Here is a 22627-nt window from a genome sequence, read left to right as displayed (position 1 = left end):
ATGAATGCGCCGCACACCTGGTCGAACTGGTCGGGCTATGTCACCGCGCGCCCGCAGCGCTTCGAGACGCCTGAAACGGTGGAAGCGCTGCAGGAGATCGTGAAAACCGCGCCGGGCCCAATCCGCGTCGTCGGCTCCGGCCATTCCTTCACGCCGCTCGTGCCGAGCGACGGCACGATCCTGTCCCTCGACCATATCGAGGGCCTGATGTCCCATGACGACGAACACTGCCGCGCCACGGTGCGAGCCGGCACGAAGCTCGGCAATCTCACCAAAATCCTCGACAGTGTCGGCCAGGCGCTCGCCAATATGGGCGACATCGATAAACAGTCGATCGGCGGGGCCCTCGGCACCGCCACCCATGGCACCGGCTCGACGCTCGGCGCCTATCACACGCTGCTCCACCATATCGAACTGGTCGACGGGCGCGGCGAAAGGCGCGTCTTCACCCGCGAGGCGGATGGCGAGATGATGAACGCCATCGGCGTCAGCCTCGGGGCCTTCGGCATCGTGAGCGCGGTGACGCTCAACAACCTGCCGACCTATCGCATGCGCAAACGCCGCTGGGTGCTGCCGATCGGCGACATGATCGCCAATTTCCAGTCGATGATGAAGGCCCACCGGTCCGCCGAGTTTTATTTCGTGCCCTATTCCGGCCATGCGATGTTTCTCGCCAGCGACATCACCGACGAGCCGGTGACATCACGGCCGCCGGAGGATGACGAGGACGGGTTGAAGACGCTGAAACTCGCGCGCAATCTGCTGAAATGGTTTCCATGGATGCGCCGCAAGCTGATTTCGGACGCGATGCGGAAATTGCCGCGCGAGGACTATGTCGAGAACTGGTTGAAGGTCTATACCAGCGACCGGCAGACGCGATTCAACGAGATGGAGTATCACCTGCCCATCGAGGAGGGTCCCAAGGCCTTGGCGGAAATCATCGAACTCACCGAAAAGCGCTTTCCCGAAGTCTATTTCCCGATGGAGGTGCGCACCGTCGCCGCCGACGAGATCTGGCTCAGCCCCTTCTACAAGCGGCAGACCTGCTCGATCGCCATTCATCATGACGCGGCCGAAGACCCGATCGCCTTCCAGCGCGCCGCCGAGCCGATCTTCCGCCGCTATGGCGGCCGGCCGCATTGGGGCAAGATGCATACGCTGATAGGCGCGGATTTCGCCAAGCTTTATCCCCGCTGGAAAGATGCGATGGAGGTGCGGCGAATGCTCGATCCCGACGGACGGTTCGTTTCGCCTTACATCAAGCGGCTGATCGAGGCATGAGCGACAGAGCCTATTTCACCTCGCTCGGCGGGGCTTTGGCCGCGGCCGGTCGCTTTCAGCCGACGCTGGTCATCGATCGCGACCGGCTGGACGCCAATGCCGATACCGTGGCGAGGAAGAGGACGGCAGGCAAAGCCTTGCGGCTGGTCGACAAGTCGCTCGCCGTTCCCGCCCTTCTGGCGCGGCTGATGAACCGCCTCGACACGAAGAGGGTGATGAGTTTTCATCTGCCCATCACCCGGGCGGTGCTGGCGGCGCATCCCGACGCCGAAATCCTGTTCGGCAAGCCCATGTCGGCTGTGGCTCTGAGACATGTGTTCGAACAGGCAAGCGCGCACGAACGGCAGGCGCTCAGCCGCCGTGTGGTTCATCTCGTCGACAACGCCGAACGTTTGACAGACTATGCCGCACTTGCGGCTTCGCTGGATATCGATCTGCGCGTCGCCGCCGAAATCGACGTCGGCATGCACCGGGGCGGGTTTGCCTCTCCCGCGGCGTTGCGATCCGCCTTCGCTGCGGTCAGGAACAACCGCATCCGATTGGAAGGCGTGATGGGCTATGAAGCGCATATCATCAAAATTCCGGGTTTTGCCGGCGGGGCGGCAGGCGAACGCGCCCGCGTGCTCGGCCACTACAAGGCTTTTGTTGACGCGCTCTCGCCGGACCAACGGCGGATCCTCAATATCGGCGGCAGCAACACCGCGCTCGGCTACGGGCCGGATCTCGCCAACGAGATCTCCATGGGATCGGCCTTTCTCAAACCGACTGATTTCGACAGCGCGGAACTCACCGATCTCCTGCCGGCCCTGTTCATCGCCACGCCGATCCTGAAACGGGTCAAGGCGCAACTGCCCGGCCCGTCCTTCCTGACGACACTGATGCAAACGCTTGGCAAGTTTCCGCGCGAAGGCTGCTTTCTCTATGGCGGCAAATGGATGGCGAGCCCCGTCCATCCCCCAGGCATGCGTGAGAATGCGCTTTGGGGCCAGAGTTCCAACCAGCAATTCATGGCGTTGTCGGATGGGTCCGACGCCCGCGAGGGCGATTTCGCCTTTCTGCGACCGAGCCAGAGCGAAGCGGTGCTGCAGCAATTCGGCCCGATCGCCGTTTACTCGGGCGGGCGGATCGTGGAAGACTGGACGCCGCTTCCTCCCGGTTGACCAGTCCGAAAGATCATCATGAGCGTCACCATCGCCATCGGCGACATCCACGGTTGTCTCGCCGAACTCGACAGTCTGCTGGACATCATCCGCTTGGCTTACGATGGGGGAACGCTGGTCTTTCTCGGCGACTATGTTGATCGTGGTCCTGACAGCGCCGGCGTCGTGGACCGCGTCATGGCGGGGCCGCAGACAAAGAACTGGCGCTGGGTCGCCCTGATGGGCAATCACGAACGCATGATGCTCGATGCGCTGGCGGGCGCAGATCGTGAAGGCTTCTGGCTCCGCAACGGCGGCGAGGAGACTTTACAGTCCTATCGCGGCGAGGTTCCGGAGGCGCATCGACTGTGGCTTGCCAACCGTCCTCAGATCCATGTCGATGTTTTCAGGATCTTTGCCCATGCCGGGCTTGACCGTGGGCGACCGCTTGAGGATCAGGAGGAGAATACGCTGCTCTGGCGCAGGCCAAAACCCGAGGATGATCACGGTGAATTCTTCGGTCGTCACCTCTGCCATGGCCATACGCCGCGCGACGAAAATCCCGTCACGCGCGGCGCGCGCAGCAATATCGACAGCGGCTGCGTGTTCGGCGATCGCTTGACGGCCGCCGTTTTTGACGACGCCGTTCCGGGCGGGCCCACACGCTTCATCAACATATCCAGCCGCTATCGCTGGACCGGTTAAGTCCGCAACTCCTTCCGCAGGATCTTGCCGACATTGGATTTCGGCAGGCTTTCGCGAAATTCTATGTGTTTCGGACGCTTGTAGTTCGTAAGTCTTGACGCACAATACTCCTTGATCTCGGCCGCCGTGAGATCCGGGTTCTTGCGCACCACGAACAGTTTCACCGCTTCGCCGGAATGTTCGTCCGGCACGCCTATCACAGCGGCTTCGAGGACGCCCGGATGGGAGGCGACCACCTCTTCCACTTCATTGGGATAAACGTTGAAGCCGGAAACGATCACCATGTCCTTCTTGCGATCGACAATGCGGATATAGCCGTTCTCATCCATCACGCCCATGTCGCCCGAACGGAAGAAGCCATCAGGCGTCATCACCTTGGCGGTTTCCTCCGGCTTGTTCCAATAGCCGGACATCACCTGCGGGCCGCGGATGCAGATCTCGCCGACCACGCCGAGCGGAACCTGCTTGCCGTCGTCATCCTGGATCTGGATATCTGTGGAGGGCAGCGGCAGGCCGATCGTGCCGGTGAAGGAGCCGGCGTCGAGACGGTTGACCGTGGCGATCGGCGAGGTCTCGGACAGACCGTAACCTTCGGAAATCGGGCAACCGGTCACCGCTTGCCAGCGTTCGGCCACCGGCCTCTGGCAGGCCATGCCGCCGGCCAGGCTGAGGATGAGTTTCGAGAAATCGAGCTTCTTGAACTCCTCATTGTTCACAAGCGCATTAAACAGCGTGTTGAGGCCCGGGAAGACATGGATCTTTTCCGACCGCAGCACCTTCACAAAGGCGGGAATGTCTCGCGGGTTGGGGATCAGCACATTGCGCGCCACTTCCTTCATCCCCATCACCAAATTCACGGTGAGCGCGAAAATATGGTAGAGCGGCAGCGGGCAGACGAAGGTGAAATCCTCGGGCTTTTTGGCGCGGCGATAGAGAACCGACAGCCAGACGGCCGTCTGCTCGGCATTGGCGAGAATATTGCCATGCGTCAGCACCGCGCCCTTGGCCACCCCGGTCGTGCCGCCGGTATACTGCAGAAAGGCGACATCGGAGGCCGTGACGTTCTCGGGACGGAATCGCAGGCTTTTCGCCTCCGCAAGCAGGGTTTTGAACGGCACGTGGCCGGGCAGCGTCCAGAGAGGCACGAGCTTCTTGACCTTACGCACCACGAAATTGACGAGATGGCCCTTGAAGCCCAGGAGATCGCCCATGGTGGCGACGACCACGGTCTCGACACCCGTTCCCGGCAGGGCCTGCTGCACGGTTGCGGCGAAATTCTCAAGCGTGAACAGAAGCTTCGCGCCGGCGTCTTTCAGCTGATAATTGAGTTCGCGCGGGGTGTAGAGCGGGTTGACATTGACTGCGATAAAGCCGGCGCGCAGCACCGCGAGCGCGACGACGGGAAATTGCAGGATGTTCGGAAACATGATCGCGACGCGATCTCCGCGTTTCAGGCCCTTCTGCTGCAGCCAGGCGGCGACCTGACGCGACATCTGATCGATCTCGCCGAAGCTCAGCGTCTTGCCCATGCAGGTATAGGCCGGCTTGTGACCGTTGCGACTGACGACATCCTCGAACAATTCTCCGAGCGAGGCATGCTTCAAAGGCTGAATTTCGGACGGAACGCCATCCGGATAGGATTTTAGCCACGGCCTGTCGCCCGGCATAGGCTGCAAGCTCGAATCAATTGCGTTCATCTTTTCCTCCCAGCGCTATTTTGACATCCTGCGCTCTCCTCGACAGGATGTTAATCGCCTTTGCTCCTCACGCAAGCAAAGACTAGTTTACATTGACGTAAACGTCAACGCACAGCTGACAGACGCTCGTCTTTCGCAAATGGAAAATGGCATGACCATGGAAACGCATCTGCTGATCTGCTCCGCCTCACCGGGTCTGGGAGCTCTCGCGCTTCATCGGTTGGGCGGAGACACATTCATGTCTTCCATCACGCCAAATCCTTCGTTTCTGGCGGCGTCGACCAAGACCAAAATGATTTACGTCGCGAGCGAAAAATCCAAAGGTTCTGGCCGCGTCACGCCGGTCGAACTCAATGCGGAGCGGCTTTCGGCGCGGACTGCGCAGGCCACCGGTGGGAATGCCGCCGTTCATCTTTGCCTCGACAGGACCGAACGTTTTCTGTTTGTCGCGAATTACCAAGCATCTCGCGCGCCGGGCGACGCCTCGTTATCCGCCTTTTCCCTTTCGGATAGCGGCGACATCTCAAACCCCATAGCGCGCTTCACGCATCACGGCACCGGCCCGGACAAGCGCCGGCAGGAGGGACCGCATTGCCACTGCGTCGCTATCAGCCCCGACAATCGCCGGCTTGTCGCTGTGGATCTCGGCGCGGACAGGCTGTTTTCCTATGCCTTCGATAGCGAGGCGGGTCGTCTCTCGCCCAAAGGCGAGACGAAAACGCCTGAGGGAGCCGGTCCCCGTCACGCGGCGTTTCATCCCAATGGCCGCATGCTCTATGTGACAGGCGAACTGGATTCGACGCTTCTCGCCTTTTCGGTGAGCGATGACGGACTTCAACTGGCCGCCCGCATGCCGGCTACGCAGCACGAGACCGACAGTCGAAACTATCCTTCCGGCATCTTGACGACGCCCGACGGCCACCATCTCCTGGTCGCCAATCGCGGCGCAGATACGATCGCCGTGTTCTGGATCGATCCGCAGAGCGGCTTGCCGACGCTGAAAGCCGAATATGATTGCGGCGGCGCCTTTCCACGAGCCATCCGCTTCGATCGCGCCGCGCGGCGGCTGGCCGTCGCCAACCAGAAATCAGATGGGGTCGCCCTGTTCGCTTGGGACTTTGCCGATGGAAAGCTGTCCGCGGAACCCACCAACATCGTGCCGGTGAAAGCGCCGCTCGACATGCTGTTCGTCAATCCTCAGTAACCAGTGTCTCGCGCCACGACATGCTCCAGCGCTTCGCCGCGCTCGAAGCGCTCGATCTGCCGCTCGACATGCGCAAACAGCGCCGAGACATCCGAATCCGCCGCCGAATGCGGCGTCAGGATCAAATTGGGCAGCGACCAGATCGCCGAGGTCTCCGGCAGCGGCTCGACCTCGAACACATCGAGCGAGGCGGCCCTGAGCAGGCCCGACTGCAGCGCCTCGATCACATCAGCTTCGACCTGGCTGCCGCCACGGCCGGCATTGATGAACACAGGACCGCCCAGCGCGCCGTCCCGCTTCAGCTTCGAAAACAGGTCGCGATTGAAGATGCCGCGCGTCTCCGGCGTCAACGGCAGCAGACCGACGAGGATGTCGGATTGGCCGAGGAACCGGTCGAGATCTTCGGCCGCATGCATGGCGACGCCGTCCACCGGCTTGCCGCTCTTCGACCAGCCGATGACATTGAAGCCCATGGTCTTGAGCTTGCGGGCGGCGTCAGAGCCGAGAACGCCCATGCCCATGACGCCCACGGTGAGATCCGCCGCCTCGGGCTGCGTCAAAGGTTTCCAGACGCGCCTGCGCTGCTGGGCGTCGTATGCGAGATGCTGGCGCAGATGCATCAGGCACTGCATGACCACCCATTCGCTCATCCGCGTCGTCAGCGTGTGATCGACGAAGCGCACCAGCGGCAGGTCGGGCAGGCCCGGCAGGGTCAGAACATGATCGACGCCGGCGCCGCCCGAAAACAGCACCTTGAGATCCGTCGCGCGTGAAAACAGATCGTCCAGCGGCTTCCAGAGCAGAGCGTAAGATATGCCCGAGAGGTCGCGGTCGCGCTGGGCGAGATCGGCGCGGTTGATCACCTCGCGCCCCGGAAAGGCCGTCTTCAAGCCCTCCGCCACCTGATCGGGATGAAAGCGGAGATCTACGATGATGGGGCTTTTGGTGCTCATGCGGAACCTGTCACTGGCGGATGGCTGCGGTCTTGACCGCCTCGATATTGAAGGCGGCGGCGAGAAGGGCCTTGGTGTACTCCTCGCGCGGATTGGCGAACAAGTCCCGCGCCGGGCCTTTTTCGACCACCTGGCCATTGCGCATGACGATGATGTCATTGGCGAGCGCGCGGACCACTTTGAGATCGTGGGAGATGAACAGATAAGCGAGCTGATGCTTGACCTGCAGGTCGCGCAAGAGATCGACCACCTGCGCCTGCACGCTCATGTCGAGCGCAGACGTCGGCTCGTCCAGCATCACGAATTTCGGCTTCAGCACCATGGCCCGGGCGATGGCGATGCGCTGGCGCTGGCCGCCGGAGAATTCATGCGGGTAACGATGCCGCGTCTCGGGATCGAGCCCTGTCTCGGCGAGCGCCTCGGCGACCGTGCGGTCGCGCTCCTCGGCCGTCAATTGCGGCTCATGCACGAGCAGCCCTTCGCCGACGATGTCGGCCACCGACATGCGCGGGCTCAGCGATCCATAGGGGTCCTGAAAGACGATCTGCATCTGGCGGCGCAGCGGCCGCATTTCGGCGAAGCTGCGCCCCTGGATGTCCTGTCCGACAAAGGCGATGCGGCCCTGCGACGAAATCAGCCGGGTGAGCGCCAAGCCTAGCGTCGTCTTGCCCGAGCCGCTCTCGCCGACGATCCCTAGCGTATGGCCGGCCTTGAGCTCAAGATCGACGCCATCCACCGCCTTCACATGATCGGTCACGCGGCGCAGGAAGCCCGTTTTGATCGGAAACCACACTTTGACGTCGTCGGCTGAAATCACGATCGGTTTGTCCGCATCGGGAGCCGGCGGCTGCCCCTTGGGTTCGGCGGCCAGCAGCTTGCGGGTGTAACCGTGCTGGGGATTGGCGAAGATCTCGGCGGTCGGGCCCATTTCGACGATCTTGCCCTTGGTCATCACACAGACCCGGTCGGCGATCTTGCGCACGATGCCTAAGTCGTGGGTGATGAACAGGATCGACATGCCATGCTCACTCTTGAGCTTGCCCAGGAGTTCGAGGATCTGCGCCTGAACCGTCACGTCGAGCGCAGTGGTCGGCTCGTCGGCGATCAGGAGTTCCGGCCGGTTGGCGAGCGCCATGGCGATCATCACGCGCTGACGCTGGCCGCCAGACAATTCATGCGGATAGGCCGTCAACCGTTTTTCCGGGTCGCGGATGCCGACCTGGGTCAGGAGTTCGATAACGCGGGCGCGGGTGGCGGCGGCCCGGATCGGCTGATGCAGTTCGAGGATCTCGCCGATCTGCCGCTCGATCGAATGCAGCGGATTGAGCGAGGTCATCGGCTCCTGGAAGATCATGGTGATGTCGTCGCCCCGCACCTTGCGCAGCGCTTCCGGCTGAGCGCTGAGCAGATCCTGCCCCTTGAACAGGATCTGGCCCGAAGGGTGCGAGGCCGAGGGATAGGGCAGCAATCTCAAAATAGAATTGGCGGTCACCGATTTGCCGGAGCCGGATTCGCCTACCAGCGCAACGACTTCACCTCTGTTGATGTCGAAACTGACATGATCGACGGCAAGTGCGGTCTGGCCGCCCTGATGAAAGGCGACGGAGAGATCGCGAATGGAAATCAGCGGCTCGGTCATCGTGTGAGATCCTCGAGAATGGCGGCCAAAGTCGGCGCATCGGGCCGGATCACCGGCGCAGGCGTCAGCGCGACGCTCGTTAGGGGATGAATAGCGGGCTCGCCGGCGGAGATGCCCTCGTCCTGCGTCAGAAAATGCGAACAGCCCGCCTGCATCGCGGTGGCGACATGAATGGCGTCGGGCAGCTTGAGCGACCGGCGGGCGGCGCGGAGAGCGGCGGCCAGGTCTAGAACTTGCTCCGAAACGGGCACGACCGAGAGCCAGTAACTGCCCGACCTCAGTTCTGCATAAAACTGGGCCGCGGCAAGTGCGCGTTCTCGATAGGGCTTAACCGGCAACTCCGAAAAAGTCAGCGCGCTGGTGAGAAACCGGGGATCGGTCTCCGACCGGCGATGTCCCGCGATCATCTCGCGCAGAGCATCGCCTTTTTCGAACTCGTCTTCGAGAAACGCGATCAAGATGTTGGTGTCGAGATACACCAGCGGGAACAAGGTCATTCCTCATCCCATTCATCGCGCAGGGCCCTGATATCCGCCACGGCGTCTCTTAGAGACCTGGGTTCTTTCAGCGAGGCTCTTGCTTGCTGCAGCGTCGCCCAGAAATCCTCACCCTCGCCACGACCCAACGGGGCATTCTCGGACTGTCGAGCAGCGCCCTCTTCGATCACCAGCCGCACCGTCTCCACGCCTGGAAACTGCGCGCGCAGATCCTCGGGCAATTGTGAGACGGGATAGTGCTCGCGCACGATCTTGTTCATCGGCGGCCTCCTGATGGGAACTGCGCCAAGTCTAGGGCCAAACCTGTCGGAAAGCGAGGGTTCCTCATCCGAAGGTCTTTCTGGGGTCGAATGCGTCGCGCACCGCTTCGCCGATGAAGATCAGAAGCGACAGCATGGCGGCGAGCGTGAAGAAGGCGGTAAAACCCAGCCAGGGGGCCTGCAGGTTCGACTTGGCCTGGCCGACCATTTCGCCGAGCGAGGGCGAACCCGGCGGCATGCCGAGACCGAGGAAATCGAGCGCCGTCAGCGTGCTGATCGAACCTGACAGGATGAAGGGCAGGAAGGTCAGCGTCGCCACCATGGCGTTGGGCAGAAGATGCCGCCACATGATCACGGCATTGCCGACGCCGAGCGCGCGGGCGGCCCGGACATATTCGAAATTGCGGGCGCGGAAAAATTCCGCCCTGACAATGCCGACGAAACTCGTCCAGGAAAACAGGAGCAGAATGCCGAGCAGCACGAAAAAGCCGGGCGGCAGGATCGAAGCCATGATCAGCAGGATGTAGAGCACCGGCATCGACGACCAGATCTCGATGAAGCGCTGCCCGATCAGGTCGGTCAGCCCGCCGAAATAGCCCTGCACCGCGCCGATGGCGACGCCGATCACCGCCGAGGCCGCTGTCAGCGCCAGACCGAACACCACGGAAAGCCTGAAGCCGTAGATGATGCGGGCGAGCACGTCGCGCGCCTGATCGTCGGTGCCGAGCCAGTTCATGTTGCCCAGCGTGCAATTAGGATCCTTGTCGGCGAGCGGATAGGCCGAGCAGCGCTGTTCCTCCGGCATGAGCCAGAAGGGTCTGGTCGGGGCCGAGGTCGGCACGAATGTGTTGGCGGTCAGGTATGAATAGCGGATCGGCGGCCAGATCATCCAGCCGTTTTCGTCGATCTTCTCGCGCACCAGATCGGTCTTGTAATCGGTGGTCGGCAGGAAGCCCTCGTCGCCGAGGAAGGTCGCCTCCTCGTAATCCCGGAGGATCGGCACATAGTATTCGCCCTTGAAGGAAACGAGGATGGGCCGGTCATTGGCGATCACTTCGGCGAACAGCGACAGGCCGAAAATCAGCAAGAAGATCCAGAACGACCAGTAGCCGCGCCGGTTCGCCTTGAAATTGGCGAGACGCCGCTGATTGACGGGAGAGAGCCAGGGTTTCTTGGTGTGCACTGCCATGATCACACCTCCCGCTTTTCGAAATCGATGCGGGGATCGACCCAGGTGTAAATGAGGTCGGAGAGAAGGCCGACGACCAGCCCGAGCAGTGAGAAGATGTAGAGGGTGCCGAACACGATCGGATAATCGCGCTTGATGATGGCGTCGTAGCCCATTCGGCCGAGGCCATCGAGCGAGAACAGGTTCTCGATCAGGAGCGAGCCGGTGAAGAAGGCCGAGATGAAGGCTGCGGGAAAGCCGGCGATCACGATCAGCATCGCATTGCGGAACACGTGACCATAGAGAACCCGATGTTCGGTCAGCCCCTTGGCGCGGGCCGTCACCACATATTGCTTCTTGATCTCGTCGATGAAGGAGTTCTTGGTCAGCAGCGTCGTGGTGGCGAAGGAGGAAATCAGCAGCGCCGAGATCGGCAGCGTCAGATGCCAGATGTAATCCAGGATCTTGCCGCCGATGCTCAACTGATCGAAATTGTCGGACGTCAGGCCGCGCAGCGGGAACCAGTCCCAGAATGAGCCGCCGGCGAACAGCACGATCAGCAGGATGCCGAACAGAAAGCCCGGCACCGCGTAACCGATGATCACCACGCCCGAGGTCCAGACATCGAAGCTCGATCCGTCCGACACCGCCTTGCGGATGCCAAGCGGAATGGAGATGGCGTAGGACAGAAGCAGCACCCAGACGCCGAGCGAGATCGACACCGGCAGCTTCTCGGCGATCAGATTGACGACGCTTTCGTCGCGGAAGAAGCTCTGGCCGAAATCGAACCGGGCGTAATTCCACACCATTTCGGCGAAGCGCTGCCAGGCCGGCTTGTCGAAGCCGAACTGCTTCTCCAGCTTGGCGATCAGTTCCGGATCGAGCCCCTGCGCGCCGCGATATCGGCCGGAACTGTCGGCCGCCTCGTTGAAGGACAGTTCGTTGCCGCCGCCGGAGAGCCGGTCGCCGCCGTTCTGGTTGGTCAGATCGGCGATCATCTGCTCGACAGGGCCGCCGGGGGCAAATTGCACGATGATGAAGGACAGGAGCAGGATCCCGAGCAGCGTCGGGATGATCAAGAGAAGCCGTCTCAGAATATAGGCGGCCATCTCAGCGTTCCCCTCGCGGGCCGCCGCCGGGCGGCGTGACTGTCAAGATCTGCAACGAGGTCTCCATGACGGATTTGGTCAGATATCGCGCTTGCATTAGCCTCACAGGCTTTCGCGAGGCTTCATTCGCCCTTGGCCCACCAGATTGACGGGAAGCCCGAGGAATAATGCGGCAGATCCTTGGGCCGCTCGAACTTGTCCCAGTAGGCGATGCGGCTCATGCGCAGCGTATAGGACGGCACGACATAATGATTGTGCAGCAACACGCGGTCCAGCGCCTTCACAGCCGCCACCTGCACGTCGCGATCAGGTGCAAAGATGATCTTGCGGATGATCGCGTCGATGGCCGGATTGGCGATGCCGGCGTAATTCTGCGTGCCCTCGGCGGCGGCGGCCTTCGAGCCCCAATATTCCGCCTGTTCAGCGCCAGGATTGAGGCTTTGGCCCCAACCGGTATAGATCACATCGAAATCGCGCTTGCGCCAGCGCTCGGTGAATTGCGAAGCGTCGACCGAGCGCACCGTGGCGACGACCCCGATCTTCTTGAGATTGGCGGCAAAGGGCAGCGCGACGCGTTCGATGATGTTGGAATTGAGCAGGATCTCGAACTTGAAGGGCTTGCCGGTTTTGGCGTTGACCATCTGCCCGCCCTTGAGCTCCCAGCCTGCTTGCTTGAACAGCCCCAGCGCCTTGCGCAGGTTCTGCCGGAGCTTGGCCTCGTTGCCGGCGACGGGGTTGACATAAGGTTCGGTGAAGACGCTCGGCGGCACCTTGTCCTTGAGCTCTGTCAGGATCTCCAACTCCTTGCCCTGCGGCAGGCCTGAAGAGGCCAGTTCCGAGCCGTAAAAATAGGAGTTGATGCGGCTGTACTGCCCGTAGAAGATCGTGCGCTTCAGCGTCTCGAAATCGAAAGCGTAGTTCAGGGCTTCCCGCACCCGCGCATCCTGAAACTGCTCGCGGCGAAGATTGGGAATGAAGCCGACCAGCACGCCGGACGAGCGGTAGTCGTTGGGCAATTCCTCTTTCTTGACCTTGCCCTGCTGCACGGCCGGGAAAGTATAGGCGGTCGCCCAGCGCTTGGCCTCGTTCTCGGACCAGAAATCGCTGTCGCCGCTGCGGAAGGCTTCGAACTGCACGTCGATGTCGGCGTAATAGGTGTATTCGATCGTCTTGAAATTGTTGTAGCCGATGTTCACCGGCAGATCCTTGCCCCAATAATCGTCGCGCAGCTCGAATTTGAGCGTCGAGCCGGGAGACACCGCCACCAGGTTGTAGGGGCCGGAGCCCATGACCGGCTCGAGCGTCGTCGCCCCGATATTGCGCTGGACGCCGCGGGCGTCCTTTCCCTCCCACCAATGCTTGGGCACGATGGTCAATTGCCCGATGGTGGCGACGAGGTCGCGATTGTTCTTTTCGTCGAAGGTGAAGGTTACCTCGCGCTCGCCGGTTTTCTCCGCCTTGACGACATGCTGGTAATAGAAGGCCTTGGCCGGGTCGAACTCCTTGGCCTTGTCGAAGGAGAAGACCACGTCCTCGACTGTGATGGGCTTGCCGTCGGCCCAGGCGGCCTTGGGATTGAGACGATAGGAAACCGAAGCGAAATCCTTGGGATAGGAGACGCTCTCGGCGATCAGGCCATAGGTGGACAAGGGCTCGTCCAGCGACGGCTTCATCAGCGTCTCATAGACCAGCGCCGCCACGGGCAAAGCAAGATTGCCCTTGTTGGGGATCGGATTGAGCGAATCAAACACGCCGAATTCCGATAGCCGCAACACGCCGCGCTTGGGCGCTTGCGGATTGACATAATCAAAATGGCTGAAGCCGGGCTTGTACTTCAATTCGCCCAAACTGGAGACGCCATTGGTCCAGAAACCTTCCTCTGAAAAGGCCGGCGCTGCGGCGAACCCCGCGATCAGCGCGATAACCGGAGTGAGTGTTCCCAAACGTGCGATAAAGCCCATGAAAAACGCCTGCTGTTCGATGTTCGAATCTTGCTATTGATCATATGTGAAAAAAGGATCGTGGCAAATTTGCCATTGCCGCGCGTCCTTTTCCTCGCAATTCGGCGCGGCGGCCAATTTCAGCCAAGTTTGATGTATTCTGATCCGCAAATCACTTGCCACAAGCGGCGGATGCTGCGGCAAACGAAGGATGCGCTCTTGATGCGGAAATTTATAAAGGCGGGACTGGCCGTGGTTTTGATGATGGCGAGCGCGCTCGGCGCTGTTGCCGAGGAAGCCACCCCCGCCAAGCAATTGTTCGGCAAGGTCACCCTGCCCTCGCGGGGCCAGGCCGCGTCGATCGGCTTCTACGCCAAGGGCTGCCTGTCGGGCGGCGTCGCCATTCCCGTCGATGGCCCTGCCTGGCAGGTGCTGCATCTGTCGCGCAATCGCCGCTGGGGCAATCCGCGCATGATCTCGTTGCTTGAACAGTTGTCGCATGACGGCCAGCAGAAGGCCGGCTGGTCCGGCCTCCTGGTCGGCGATATTTCGCAGCCGCGCGGCGGCCCGATGCTGACGGGGCACGCTTCCCACCAGATCGGCCTCGACGCCGATATCTGGCTGACGCCGATGCCAAACCGGCAGCTCTCCTACGAGGAACGCGAGAAGTTTCCGGAAAACTCCGTGCTCCGCAAGGGCGCGCTGACGGTCGATCCAAATAAATGGACTCCCGCGCATGCCCGTATCATCATGCTGGCGGCGAGCTATCCCGAGGTCGAGCGCGTTTTCGTGCATCCCGGCATCAAGAAGAAGCTCTGCGAGACCTGGCGCGGCGACCGCGCCCTGCTTTCCAAGGTGCGGCCGATCTATGGCCACCACTACCACTTCCATATCCGCATGAAATGCCCGCCGGGCGCTAAAGGCTGCACCGATCAGGCCGATCCACCCGATGGCGACGGCTGCGGCAAGCCGCTCGCCTGGTGGTTCACCGACGAGCCCTGGGGCAACAATAAGCCGAAGACGCCGCCGAAGAAACCGGTCAAGCCTGTGAAGCCCCGCCAGCTGACGCTCGCCAATCTGCCCAAGGCCTGCGCCATGGTGCTCGGCGCACCGTCGGTCGGCGTCGCCGCCAAGGCCGAATATGAGCCCGCAATGGGGGCGTCCGCCGATCCCACGCCGGTTGCCGCCTTCGCCGCGGCGCCATCGGCGGGCGACGACTTCTCGGCCTTTGCGCTTCTCGGCCCCGCGCCCATACCGCGGGCGCGACCGCTCGATCAGTAGCGCGCTCTTCGCGCCTGCGAAAATTCATGGAACTTTCATGTGGGAGGCTGTTCCCTTCCCGCATTTTCCGTGTTAGCAGCCCTCGTCATCTTCCGAAAGGTTTTCCCGCTTGCGGCGTCCCGGCCGCATCGGCCAGGTATAAGGAACATGGCATGGCCCGCATCATTGAGACCATCACCGGCCTAGAGGCCCTCACTTTCGACGATGTGCTGTTGCAGCCCGGACATTCCGAGGTCATGCCGGGCCAGACCAACATCACCACAACCATCGCCCAGGATATCGAACTCAACCTGCCGCTTCTGTCGGCGGCGATGGACACGGTCACCGAAGCCCGCCTCGCCATCGCCATGGCGCAGTCCGGCGGCCTCGGCGTCATCCATCGCAATCTTTCGCCCGAAGAGCAGGCCGAACAGGTCCGCCAGGTCAAGAAGTTCGAAAGCGGCATGGTGGTCAATCCCGTCACCATCGGCCCGGACGCCACGCTCGCAGAGGCGCTCGGCCTGATGAAGGCGCATGGCATTTCCGGCATTCCTGTGGTGGAAAACCACAATAGCGGTCGCACCGGACGTCTGGTCGGCATCCTCACCAATCGCGACGTCCGCTTCGCCAGCAATCCCAATCAGAAGATCTATGAGCTGATGACGCGGGAGAACCTGATCACGGTTCGCGAGAATGTCGATCAGGCCGAAGCCAAGCGACTGCTGCATCATCACCGCATCGAAAAGCTCCTGGTGGTTGACGACGCCGGCCATTGCATCGGCCTCATCACCGTCAAAGATATCGAGAAGTCGCAGCTCAACCCGAACGCCTCAAAGGACGCCCAGGGCCGCCTGCGCGCCGCCGCAGCCACCTCTGTCGGCGAAGACGGCTTCGAGCGCGCCGAGCGCCTGATCGACGCCGGCGTCGACCTGCTCGTCATCGACACCGCACATGGCCATTCCCAGCGCGTGCTCGACGCCGTGACCCGCGCCAAGAAGATCTCCAATTCCGTGCGCATCATGGCCGGCAACGTCGCAACGCCCGCCGGCACGCAGGCGCTGATCGACGCCGGCGCGGATGCGGTCAAGGTCGGCATCGGCCCGGGTTCGATCTGCACCACCCGTATTGTGGCAGGCGTGGGCGTGCCGCAGCTCGCCGCCATCATGGGCGCGGTCGACGTGGCCCGCAAGGCCGGCATTCCGGTGATCGCCGACGGCGGCATCAAGTTCTCGGGCGACCTCGCGAAAGCCATCGCGGCCGGCGCTTCGGCCTGCATGATCGGCTCGCTGCTCGCCGGCACCGATGAGAGCCCCGGCGAGACCTATCTCTACCAGGGCCGCTCCTTCAAGGCCTATCGCGGCATGGGCTCGGTGGGCGCCATGGCGCGCGGCTCGGCGGACCGCTATTTCCAGGCCGAAGTGCGCGACACGCTGAAGCTGGTGCCGGAAGGCATCGAAGGCCAGGTGCCATACAAGGGTCCGGTGTCGGCCGTGCTGCACCAACTCGCCGGCGGCCTGCGCGCCGCCATGGGCTATGTCGGCGGCGGCACCATCCCGGACTTCCAGGAAAAGGCCAACTTCGTGCGCATCTCCGGCGCGGGCCTGCGCGAAAGCCACACACACGGCGTGACCATCACCCGCGAAAGCCCGAACTATCCGGGCGGGGCGTGATCTCGACCTAATCCGCTCTTGAACAAAACCCCGCCAACCGAGTTGGCGGGTTTTTTTTTCAGAACCGCCAGAACCGAGGCCGAACCAAAGGCGCCCGACATCGAGATTTTTTGGAGAATGTCACCGACCTGTGTTGCCGTCATATGTCTATGTCAGCATAATCGATCACAACCTTAAATTAGTCTTTTGCGAATTATGACTGCAGGGAGATACGCATGATTTTCAACAAGGGTTTCGTGACCCGTGGCGATGACGCAGCCAACAAGCTGAGCTTAAAATACGTCACCCATGAGGACGAATCCATCGACGCCTACAACATCATTTATGCAGGCGGCGGCAATGACATACTCTGGGGAAATATCGACAGGGAATACAATGTCAGCGTTGCTCTCTATGGTGAGGACGGAAACGACATCATCTGGGATGGAAGCACTTCAGACACTCTTTCAGGCGGCCTCGGCGACGACACGATTCATTACGACGACGGCGACGATATAATTGATGGCGGCGAAGGATATGACGTGCTTGACCTGCACACGAAGACCAGTGACGATTTCACGCTGGATGACCTGAAGCTGCAGGGCATTGAGAAGCTCATCATTTCCGACAGGATGACGATCGGAAAAACCGGCCTGAACAGCTTTGACACGCTTGAAAGCAAAGACACCACTCTGTCAATTGTTTATTTGACGAACCAAACAACGATTGAGAATATCAATCTGATTGGCAAAAAAATGGAATGGTCCTTTATTGGATCGAAGTATGACGACGTTTTGGATTTTTCCACGAATACAGCCAAGATTGCCGCAAGTGGCAACAGCGGCGACGACATTATAAAGGTTGGCGCGAATAACTCGGCCTACGGAGGTGGTGGCAACGATCAGTTGTTTGGCGGATCAGGCAATAATCGGCTGAACGGCGATGGAGGAAACGACACTCTCATCGGCGGCGCCGGGAAGGACTATCTGTTAGGAGACAAAGGCGACGACAGGCTCGAAGGCGGCTTGGGCAGTGACACTCTCCGGGGAGGAAGCGGCAACGATCTGATTATCGGTGGCGCTGACGACGATAAAATTTATGCCGATGGAGGCGTCAATACCGTTATGGGCGGCGCCGGAAACGATTACATCTCCTATGGCGGCTCCGAGGGGCAACTCTTAAAGGGGGGCGATGGAGACGACGTGGTGAATCTGGGCCGAGTAGGAACCTCTGGCGTCTCGGTCTACGGAGGAGAAGGCACCGACCGCCTCGTCATTTCGAGCAGCGACGCGTTGAATTTGTCCGTTGAGGATGTCGAAATTCTCGATCTCACCAAAGTGTCGGTTCTGAAAGTGGATTCCGACCTGCTGGAGAGTTTCGACAAAATCCGCGCAGGAGATTTCGCGAAGACAATTTATCTCTCATCACAGGCTGACCTGACCTGGGAAAAGGGGTTCTCTAAACCTGACGATTGGAAGATTTTCGGCTCTGACGCGTCCGACAAGATTAACATGGCGGTTGCAGGCGGATCGGGCTGGACGGTCAATGGGGGCGCTGGCGACGACCTCATCATCGGATCTTCGAAGTCCACAGGGGGCACCTATCTCAGGGGTGGAGACGGCAACGACACGCTGATCGGCGGCGTCAAGGACGACATTTTTGATGGCGGAGCAGGAAACGACACTATCAAAAGCAATGGTGGGACCGATCAGATCAAGCTCAAATCCGGCGGCTCTGACCTGATCGTTCTCGAGAAAGGCTTCGATCAGCTTTTTGTCTACAACCTGTCAACGCAGGGTAAGGAACAGGATAAGATCGACCTCTCAAACTTTTCCGCTGTGAAGGATTTCGCGGACCTCACGAAGAACCACGCGGTCGAATGGTTCTACGACGCGGCGCTGACTAAGCTGGAATCCACCGAAATCGACCTCGGCAACGGTAGCGAACTGATCCTCAAGGGGATCGCCATCGAGGATCTCCGGGAATCGCAGTTCCTGTTCTAAGAGCGTGATGCAAATAAAATCCTCCGGAGGAATGGCGGCCTCCGGAGGGTATGCAAGGTGTTGATGTCAATGACCGCCCGGTCTGGGTTGCGACATTTTAATTTGTGCATCGCACACAAAAATCCCATATCCAGTGCTAGGAGTCAGTGTGACATCAACCGGCAGGACTGAGCATGGAGAATGGACACGACAAGAAGATCTTGGTGTTGCAGGGCGGCGGCGCGCTCGGGGCCTATCAGGCCGGAGCCTATGAAGCGCTGCATGCGAGCGGCGTCAGGCCGGAATGGGTCGCCGGGATCTCGATCGGCTCGATCAATTCCGCCATCATCGCCGGCAGTCCGCCCGAAAAGCGGGTGGAGCATCTCAGGCAGTTCTGGGAAAAAGTCTCGTCCGGCCCTTCGGCCCTGCCCTTCATGCTGGATCAGCCGGCGCGCAAATGGTTCAACGAATATTCCGCGGCGCTCAATGCGCTGACCGGCGTCAACGGCTTCTATCTTCCCCAGGCTTTCCTGCCCTTGCAGTATCTGACAATGCCCGAGGCGCGGATCAGTCTCTACGACACGACGCCGTTGATCGACACGCTCGATGAGCTCGTGGATTTCGACCTGATCAACCGGCGGAAGGTGCGGCTGTCGCTCGGGGCGGTCAATGTGGTCAATGGCAATTTCGCCTATTTCGACAATTTCCAGGACAGGATCACCGCCCGCCACATCGCCGCCTCCGGCGCGCTGCCGCCCGGATTTCCGCCTGTCGAGATCGACGGCAATTTCTATTGGGACGGCGGTCTCGTGTCCAACACGCCGTTGCAATGGGTGATGGACCAGCGCAAGACGTCCGACGATCTCTGCATCTTCCAGGTCGACCTGTTCTCGGCGCGCGGCCGCATGCCGCAGGATATTTCCGACGTGCTGGCGCGGGAGAAGGAGATCCGTTTTTCCAGCCGCACGCGCATGAACACCAACGAGGCGATGCGCAGCGAGCGCATCGACAAGGCGATCCGCCGTCTGCTCAAGAAGCTTCCGCCTGATCTCGCCGACGATCCGGACGTGAAATTCCTGCGGCGGCAGGAGGATATGGGCGCGGTGACCGTGGTGCACCTGATCTATCGCCGCAAGGCTTATGAGACCCATTCGATGGACAACGAGTTTTCGCGGCTGACCATGGAGGAACATTGGAAGGCGGGCTATGACGACGTCATGGAAACGCTGTCCTGCGAGAGCTGGAAACATCGCCAAATTCCCCAAGATGGCTTCGTCGCCATCGATCACTGGAAGAGCTGGGCGTGACGCTCGGCGAGCATGAGGAGAAAGCCATGACACTGAAGGACAAAGTCGCCATCGTCACCGGCGCCGCGAGCGGCCTCGGCTACGGCATCGCCAAGCGCTATGTCGAGGAAGGCGCGCGCGTCGCCATCGCCGACCTCAAGATCGACGCCGCCAACGCCGCCGCCGCGGAGCTCACAAAGCTCGGACCCGGCGAAGCGATCGGCGTAGAGATGGACGTGACCAATGAGGACGCGGTCAATGCCGGCGTCGCTAAGGTGGCCGCGACCTGGGGCCGCGTCGACATTCTCGTCTCCAACGCCGGCATCCAGATCGTCCACAAGATCGAGGAATTCCCCTTCGCCGACTGGAAGAAGATGCTGGCCATCCATCTCGACGGCGCCTTCCTCACCACAAAGGCCTGCATTCCGCTGATGCAGAAGCAGGGCGGCGGCGCGATCATCTATATGGGATCGGTTCATTCCAAGGAAGCCTCGCCGCTGAAGGCCGCCTATGTGACGGCCAAGCACGGCCTGCTCGGCCTCGCCCGCTCGGTCGCCAAGGAAGGCGGTCCGTTCAAGATCCGCTCCAACGTCATCTGCCCGGGCTTCGTGCGCACGCCGCTGGTCGAAAAGCAGATCCCGGAACAGGCCAAGACGCTGGGCATCTCCGAGGAAGAGGTGGTCAAGAAAGTGATGCTCGGACAGACGGTGGACGGCGAGTTCACCACGATCGAGGACGTCGCCGAAGTGGCGCTGTTCTTCGCGGGCTTCGAGACCAATGCGCTCACCGGTCAGTCGGTCATCGTCAGCCATGGCTGGCACATCGAATAACTTAGTGAAACGATCCGGGCCCCTTTCCGGTTCCATCACTTTGTTTTGTCGAAAGCGCTGGCATTCTCCGGCGCTTTCGCCTCGATTTTCGCGCCTTGTCCGGGTCAATGTGCTGTTCAACAGCGAAGGAGGCCGCCATGGACAAACCGAAAATCACGCAGGCGATGATCGACGCCTATGACGAATACACTCATCTGACCCTCGACCGGCGGGATTTCATGCGCAAGCTACAGCTCTTGGCGGGGTCCGCAGGCGCGGCCGCCGCCATTGCGCCGCTCATCGCCGCGAGTTCCGCCCATGCCGAGATCATTTCCCCTGACGACGACAGGCTGGAAACCACCATGACCGCCTATCGCGGCGCGCCGGGGGAAATCTCGGCCTATATCGCCGCGCCCAAGGACAGGCCGGGCAAGCTGCCGACCGTGATCGTGATCCATGAAAATCGCGGCCGCAACGATCATATCAAGGATGTTTCACGTCGCTTGGCGCTTGAAGGTTTCCTCGCGGTCGCGCCAGATCTTCTGTCGCCCTCGGGCGGCACGCCGGCCAATGAGGATCAGGCGCGGGAAGACATTTCCAAGCTCGACCAGCAGATGACCGCGTCTAACCTGATGGCGGCCATGGCGTTCCTGAAGACGCATCCGCGCTCCACCGGCGCGATCGGCGCCGTCGGCTTCTGCTGGGGCGGTCGGCAGGTCAATCTGCTCGCGGTCGCCGCGCCGGAATTAAAGGCCGGCGTCGCCTATTATGGCGCGCAGCCGCCTGTCGAGGACGTCCCCAAGATCAAGGCGTCGCTTCTCCTGCACTATGCCGGCCTCGACGACCGCATCAACAAGGGCATCGACGCCTACAAGGCGGCGTTGGAAGCCGACAAGAAGGATTTCCAGATCTTCATCTATGACGGCGTCAATCACGCCTTCAACAATGACACGTCGGCGGCGCGCTATGACAAGAAGGCCGCCGATCTCGCCTGGTCGCGAACCGTGGAATTCCTCAAGGCGAAACTGGTTTAGCCGCCTCAGACGACGACGAAGCGGATACGGCTGCCCCAGGGGTCGAGCGTGTCGACCCCGCCGCCCGTTTCCGCATGGTCGAGTCCACGGGCCCTGAGGCGGCCCCGCAGCCCTTCCATGAGGTCCGGCGCGCAGGCGAACACCGTCTCTTCGAGGCCCGACATGCCCTCTGGCCGCTTGCCCGCGCCATTGCTCTGCCAGATGTTGGAGCCGACATGGTGGTGATAGCGGCCATTGGCGAAGAAGGCGGCGGAGCTGTCGGGCAGGAGCCGCATCAGATCGAGGCCGGCCGCGCCGATGTAAAAATCCTGCGCGGCGGCGACGTCGCCGACGCGCATATGGATATGCCCGATGCGGAGACCCGAGGGCGCTGAATAGTTCGGCGTCGGCGTTCTCGGCAGGCCCGCCACGAGGCCGTCCATGTCCAGTTCCTCGGTCGCCATGACCACGCCGCCCTTGTCCCACGCCCATTGCATCGGCGAGCGGTCGGCATAGACCTCGATGCCATTGCCTTCGGGATCGTCGAGATAGAGCGCTTCCGACACGAGATGATCGGCAAAGCCCGTAAAGGCCGCGCCGCTGATATAGGCGTGAATGAGCCAGGCGCCGAGCGCCCGGCGATCGGGCATCAGAAAGGCGGTGTGATAGAGGCCGGCAGACACTTTGTCGTCGGGTTTGTCATCGGGCCTTGCGAGCAGCGTCAGCAACAGCGCGCCATCTTTGCCGAGTTCGGATTTTCCGGCGTCGCGCGCCAGAAGGTCGAGGCCGATCACCTCGCGGTAATAGCGGGTCATGCGGTCGAGATCGCGGACCCGAAGCGTCACCGAACGCACATGGATCGGCGTCGTCACCGCGAAGGATTTCGACGGGGCCGCAGAAGGCGTCTTTTCCGTCGCGCGCGCAGCGAACGTGCCGCCGGACAGGACGATCGCGCCCGTCGTAATGAAATGCAAAAGCGCCCTGCGGCCGATCCTATTGGCGTTCATGGTCTTTATCCCCGTTTTTTCCGCGATTA

General features: G+C 61.3%; 19 protein-coding genes. 10 read left to right on the top strand and 9 right to left on the bottom strand.

Annotation, left to right across the window (positions count from 1 at the left end):
• Genes E8Q41_RS01705 through E8Q41_RS01695 form a run of 3 tightly spaced genes read left to right on the top strand, consistent with a single transcriptional unit; the run spans position 1 to position 3125 of the window.
• The gene (locus E8Q41_RS01705) at positions 1–1281 is read left to right on the top strand and encodes a D-arabinono-1,4-lactone oxidase (protein ID WP_137153768.1); all 1281 of its coding nucleotides are present in this window, start codon (positions 1–3) and stop codon (positions 1279–1281) included.
• Complete coding sequence (locus E8Q41_RS01700; RefSeq protein ID WP_137153767.1) at positions 1278–2441, top strand: alanine racemase; 1164 nt, start codon at positions 1278–1280, stop codon at positions 2439–2441. Before E8Q41_RS01705 ends, E8Q41_RS01700 begins: the two co-directional genes overlap by 4 nt.
• Before the next feature lie 18 nt (positions 2442–2459).
• A complete protein-coding gene (locus E8Q41_RS01695) occupies positions 2460–3125 on the top strand; it encodes a metallophosphoesterase family protein (RefSeq protein ID WP_137153766.1) in 666 nt (221 codons plus the stop codon).
• Here the strand turns inward: E8Q41_RS01695 and E8Q41_RS01690 are convergent.
• The gene (locus E8Q41_RS01690; protein ID WP_137153765.1) at positions 3122–4822 is read right to left on the bottom strand and encodes a long-chain-fatty-acid--CoA ligase; all 1701 of its coding nucleotides are present in this window, start codon (positions 4820–4822) and stop codon (positions 3122–3124) included. The two genes, E8Q41_RS01695 and E8Q41_RS01690, sit on opposite strands and share 4 nt — an antisense overlap.
• Positions 4823–4973: 151 nt before the next feature.
• Here E8Q41_RS01690 and E8Q41_RS01685 point away from each other — a divergent pair, with 151 nt between their 5' ends.
• Entirely contained in the window at positions 4974–6026 is a 1053-nt protein-coding gene (locus E8Q41_RS01685; RefSeq protein WP_170976321.1) for a lactonase family protein, read from the top strand.
• On the opposite strand, the gene E8Q41_RS01680 is transcribed toward E8Q41_RS01685, so the two are convergent.
• From E8Q41_RS01680 to E8Q41_RS01650, 7 genes are all read right to left on the bottom strand, one after another.
• Positions 6020–6979: a glyoxylate/hydroxypyruvate reductase A gene (locus E8Q41_RS01680; RefSeq protein WP_137153763.1), complete on the bottom strand. Its 960-nt coding sequence runs from the start codon at positions 6977–6979 to the stop codon at positions 6020–6022. The two genes, E8Q41_RS01685 and E8Q41_RS01680, sit on opposite strands and share 7 nt — an antisense overlap.
• A 10-nt stretch (positions 6980–6989) precedes the next feature.
• Positions 6990–8618: an ABC transporter ATP-binding protein gene (locus tag E8Q41_RS01675; RefSeq protein ID WP_137153762.1), complete on the bottom strand. Its 1629-nt coding sequence runs from the start codon at positions 8616–8618 to the stop codon at positions 6990–6992.
• Complete coding sequence (locus tag E8Q41_RS01670; RefSeq protein ID WP_137153761.1) at positions 8615–9115, bottom strand: PIN domain-containing protein; 501 nt, start codon at positions 9113–9115, stop codon at positions 8615–8617. The genes E8Q41_RS01675 and E8Q41_RS01670 overlap by 4 nt, the downstream gene beginning before the upstream one ends.
• Positions 9112–9375, bottom strand: coding sequence for a hypothetical protein (locus E8Q41_RS01665; RefSeq protein WP_137153760.1), 264 nt, complete (start codon positions 9373–9375; stop codon positions 9112–9114). The genes E8Q41_RS01670 and E8Q41_RS01665 overlap by 4 nt, the downstream gene beginning before the upstream one ends.
• 64 nt (positions 9376–9439) lie before the next feature.
• On the bottom strand, positions 9440–10564 hold the full coding sequence (locus tag E8Q41_RS01660) for an ABC transporter permease (RefSeq protein ID WP_137153759.1): 1125 nt from the start codon (positions 10562–10564) through the stop codon (positions 9440–9442).
• 2 nt (positions 10565–10566) lie between these two features.
• A complete protein-coding gene (locus E8Q41_RS01655) occupies positions 10567–11652 on the bottom strand; it encodes a microcin C ABC transporter permease YejB (RefSeq protein ID WP_137153758.1) in 1086 nt (361 codons plus the stop codon).
• A gap of 122 nt (positions 11653–11774) precedes the next feature.
• On the bottom strand, positions 11775–13613 hold the full coding sequence (locus E8Q41_RS01650) for an extracellular solute-binding protein (protein ID WP_137153757.1): 1839 nt from the start codon (positions 13611–13613) through the stop codon (positions 11775–11777).
• Between the two features lie 201 nt (positions 13614–13814).
• Here E8Q41_RS01650 and mepA point away from each other — a divergent pair, with 201 nt between their 5' ends.
• The 6 genes from mepA (at position 13815) to E8Q41_RS01620 (ending at position 21612) form a co-directional block, all read left to right on the top strand.
• On the top strand, positions 13815–14873 hold the full coding sequence (gene mepA / locus E8Q41_RS01645; protein ID WP_137153756.1) for a penicillin-insensitive murein endopeptidase: 1059 nt from the start codon (positions 13815–13817) through the stop codon (positions 14871–14873).
• A gap of 152 nt (positions 14874–15025) precedes the next feature.
• The gene (gene guaB / locus E8Q41_RS01640; protein WP_137153755.1) at positions 15026–16522 is read left to right on the top strand and encodes an IMP dehydrogenase; all 1497 of its coding nucleotides are present in this window, start codon (positions 15026–15028) and stop codon (positions 16520–16522) included.
• A gap of 215 nt (positions 16523–16737) precedes the next feature.
• Entirely contained in the window at positions 16738–18504 is a 1767-nt protein-coding gene (locus tag E8Q41_RS01635) for a calcium-binding protein (protein ID WP_137153754.1), read from the top strand.
• A gap of 173 nt (positions 18505–18677) precedes the next feature.
• Positions 18678–19790: a patatin-like phospholipase family protein gene (locus E8Q41_RS01630; RefSeq protein ID WP_137153753.1), complete on the top strand. Its 1113-nt coding sequence runs from the start codon at positions 18678–18680 to the stop codon at positions 19788–19790.
• Between the two features lie 26 nt (positions 19791–19816).
• Entirely contained in the window at positions 19817–20599 is a 783-nt protein-coding gene (locus E8Q41_RS01625) for a 3-hydroxybutyrate dehydrogenase (protein WP_137153752.1), read from the top strand.
• Positions 20600–20736: 137 nt separating this feature from the next.
• Positions 20737–21612, top strand: coding sequence for a dienelactone hydrolase family protein (locus E8Q41_RS01620; RefSeq protein ID WP_137153751.1), 876 nt, complete (start codon positions 20737–20739; stop codon positions 21610–21612).
• A 5-nt stretch (positions 21613–21617) separates the two neighbouring features.
• Here the strand turns inward: E8Q41_RS01620 and E8Q41_RS01615 are convergent, their stop codons facing one another.
• Positions 21618–22598, bottom strand: a complete 981-nt coding sequence (locus tag E8Q41_RS01615) for a VOC family protein (RefSeq protein WP_137153750.1) — start codon at positions 22596–22598, stop codon at positions 21618–21620.
• Positions 22599–22627: the final 29 nt, after the last annotated feature.

Source organism: Rhizobium sp. FKL33, assembly GCF_005222915.1.
GTDB lineage: Bacteria > Pseudomonadota > Alphaproteobacteria > Rhizobiales > Rhizobiaceae > Rhizobium_E.
The sequence above is the reverse complement of the archived record's forward strand: the minus strand, read 5'-3'. Positions and strand labels throughout refer to the sequence as shown.

What these genes read in the sequence shown, in the direction of transcription:
- E8Q41_RS01705 (WP_137153768.1), top strand. Translation starts at nt 1, where the DNA reads ATGAATGCGCCGCACACCTGGTCGAACTGGTCGGGCTATGTCACCGCG.
- E8Q41_RS01700 (WP_137153767.1), top strand. Translation starts at nt 1,278, where the DNA reads ATGAGCGACAGAGCCTATTTCACCTCGCTCGGCGGGGCTTTGGCCGCG.
- E8Q41_RS01695 (WP_137153766.1), top strand. Translation starts at nt 2,460, where the DNA reads ATGAGCGTCACCATCGCCATCGGCGACATCCACGGTTGTCTCGCCGAA.
- E8Q41_RS01690 (WP_137153765.1), bottom strand. Translation starts at nt 4,822, where the DNA reads ATGAACGCAATTGATTCGAGCTTGCAGCCTATGCCGGGCGACAGGCCG.
- E8Q41_RS01685 (WP_170976321.1), top strand. Translation starts at nt 4,974, where the DNA reads ATGACCATGGAAACGCATCTGCTGATCTGCTCCGCCTCACCGGGTCTG.
- E8Q41_RS01680 (WP_137153763.1), bottom strand. Translation starts at nt 6,979, where the DNA reads ATGAGCACCAAAAGCCCCATCATCGTAGATCTCCGCTTTCATCCCGAT.
- E8Q41_RS01675 (WP_137153762.1), bottom strand. Translation starts at nt 8,618, where the DNA reads ATGACCGAGCCGCTGATTTCCATTCGCGATCTCTCCGTCGCCTTTCAT.
- E8Q41_RS01670 (WP_137153761.1), bottom strand. Translation starts at nt 9,115, where the DNA reads ATGACCTTGTTCCCGCTGGTGTATCTCGACACCAACATCTTGATCGCG.
- E8Q41_RS01665 (WP_137153760.1), bottom strand. Translation starts at nt 9,375, where the DNA reads ATGAACAAGATCGTGCGCGAGCACTATCCCGTCTCACAATTGCCCGAG.
- E8Q41_RS01660 (WP_137153759.1), bottom strand. Translation starts at nt 10,564, where the DNA reads ATGGCAGTGCACACCAAGAAACCCTGGCTCTCTCCCGTCAATCAGCGG.
- E8Q41_RS01655 (WP_137153758.1), bottom strand. Translation starts at nt 11,652, where the DNA reads ATGGCCGCCTATATTCTGAGACGGCTTCTCTTGATCATCCCGACGCTG.
- E8Q41_RS01650 (WP_137153757.1), bottom strand. Translation starts at nt 13,613, where the DNA reads ATGGGCTTTATCGCACGTTTGGGAACACTCACTCCGGTTATCGCGCTG.
- mepA (WP_137153756.1), top strand. Translation starts at nt 13,815, where the DNA reads ATGCGGAAATTTATAAAGGCGGGACTGGCCGTGGTTTTGATGATGGCG.
- guaB (WP_137153755.1), top strand. Translation starts at nt 15,026, where the DNA reads ATGGCCCGCATCATTGAGACCATCACCGGCCTAGAGGCCCTCACTTTC.
- E8Q41_RS01635 (WP_137153754.1), top strand. Translation starts at nt 16,738, where the DNA reads ATGATTTTCAACAAGGGTTTCGTGACCCGTGGCGATGACGCAGCCAAC.
- E8Q41_RS01630 (WP_137153753.1), top strand. Translation starts at nt 18,678, where the DNA reads ATGGAGAATGGACACGACAAGAAGATCTTGGTGTTGCAGGGCGGCGGC.
- E8Q41_RS01625 (WP_137153752.1), top strand. Translation starts at nt 19,817, where the DNA reads ATGACACTGAAGGACAAAGTCGCCATCGTCACCGGCGCCGCGAGCGGC.
- E8Q41_RS01620 (WP_137153751.1), top strand. Translation starts at nt 20,737, where the DNA reads ATGGACAAACCGAAAATCACGCAGGCGATGATCGACGCCTATGACGAA.
- E8Q41_RS01615 (WP_137153750.1), bottom strand. Translation starts at nt 22,598, where the DNA reads ATGAACGCCAATAGGATCGGCCGCAGGGCGCTTTTGCATTTCATTACG.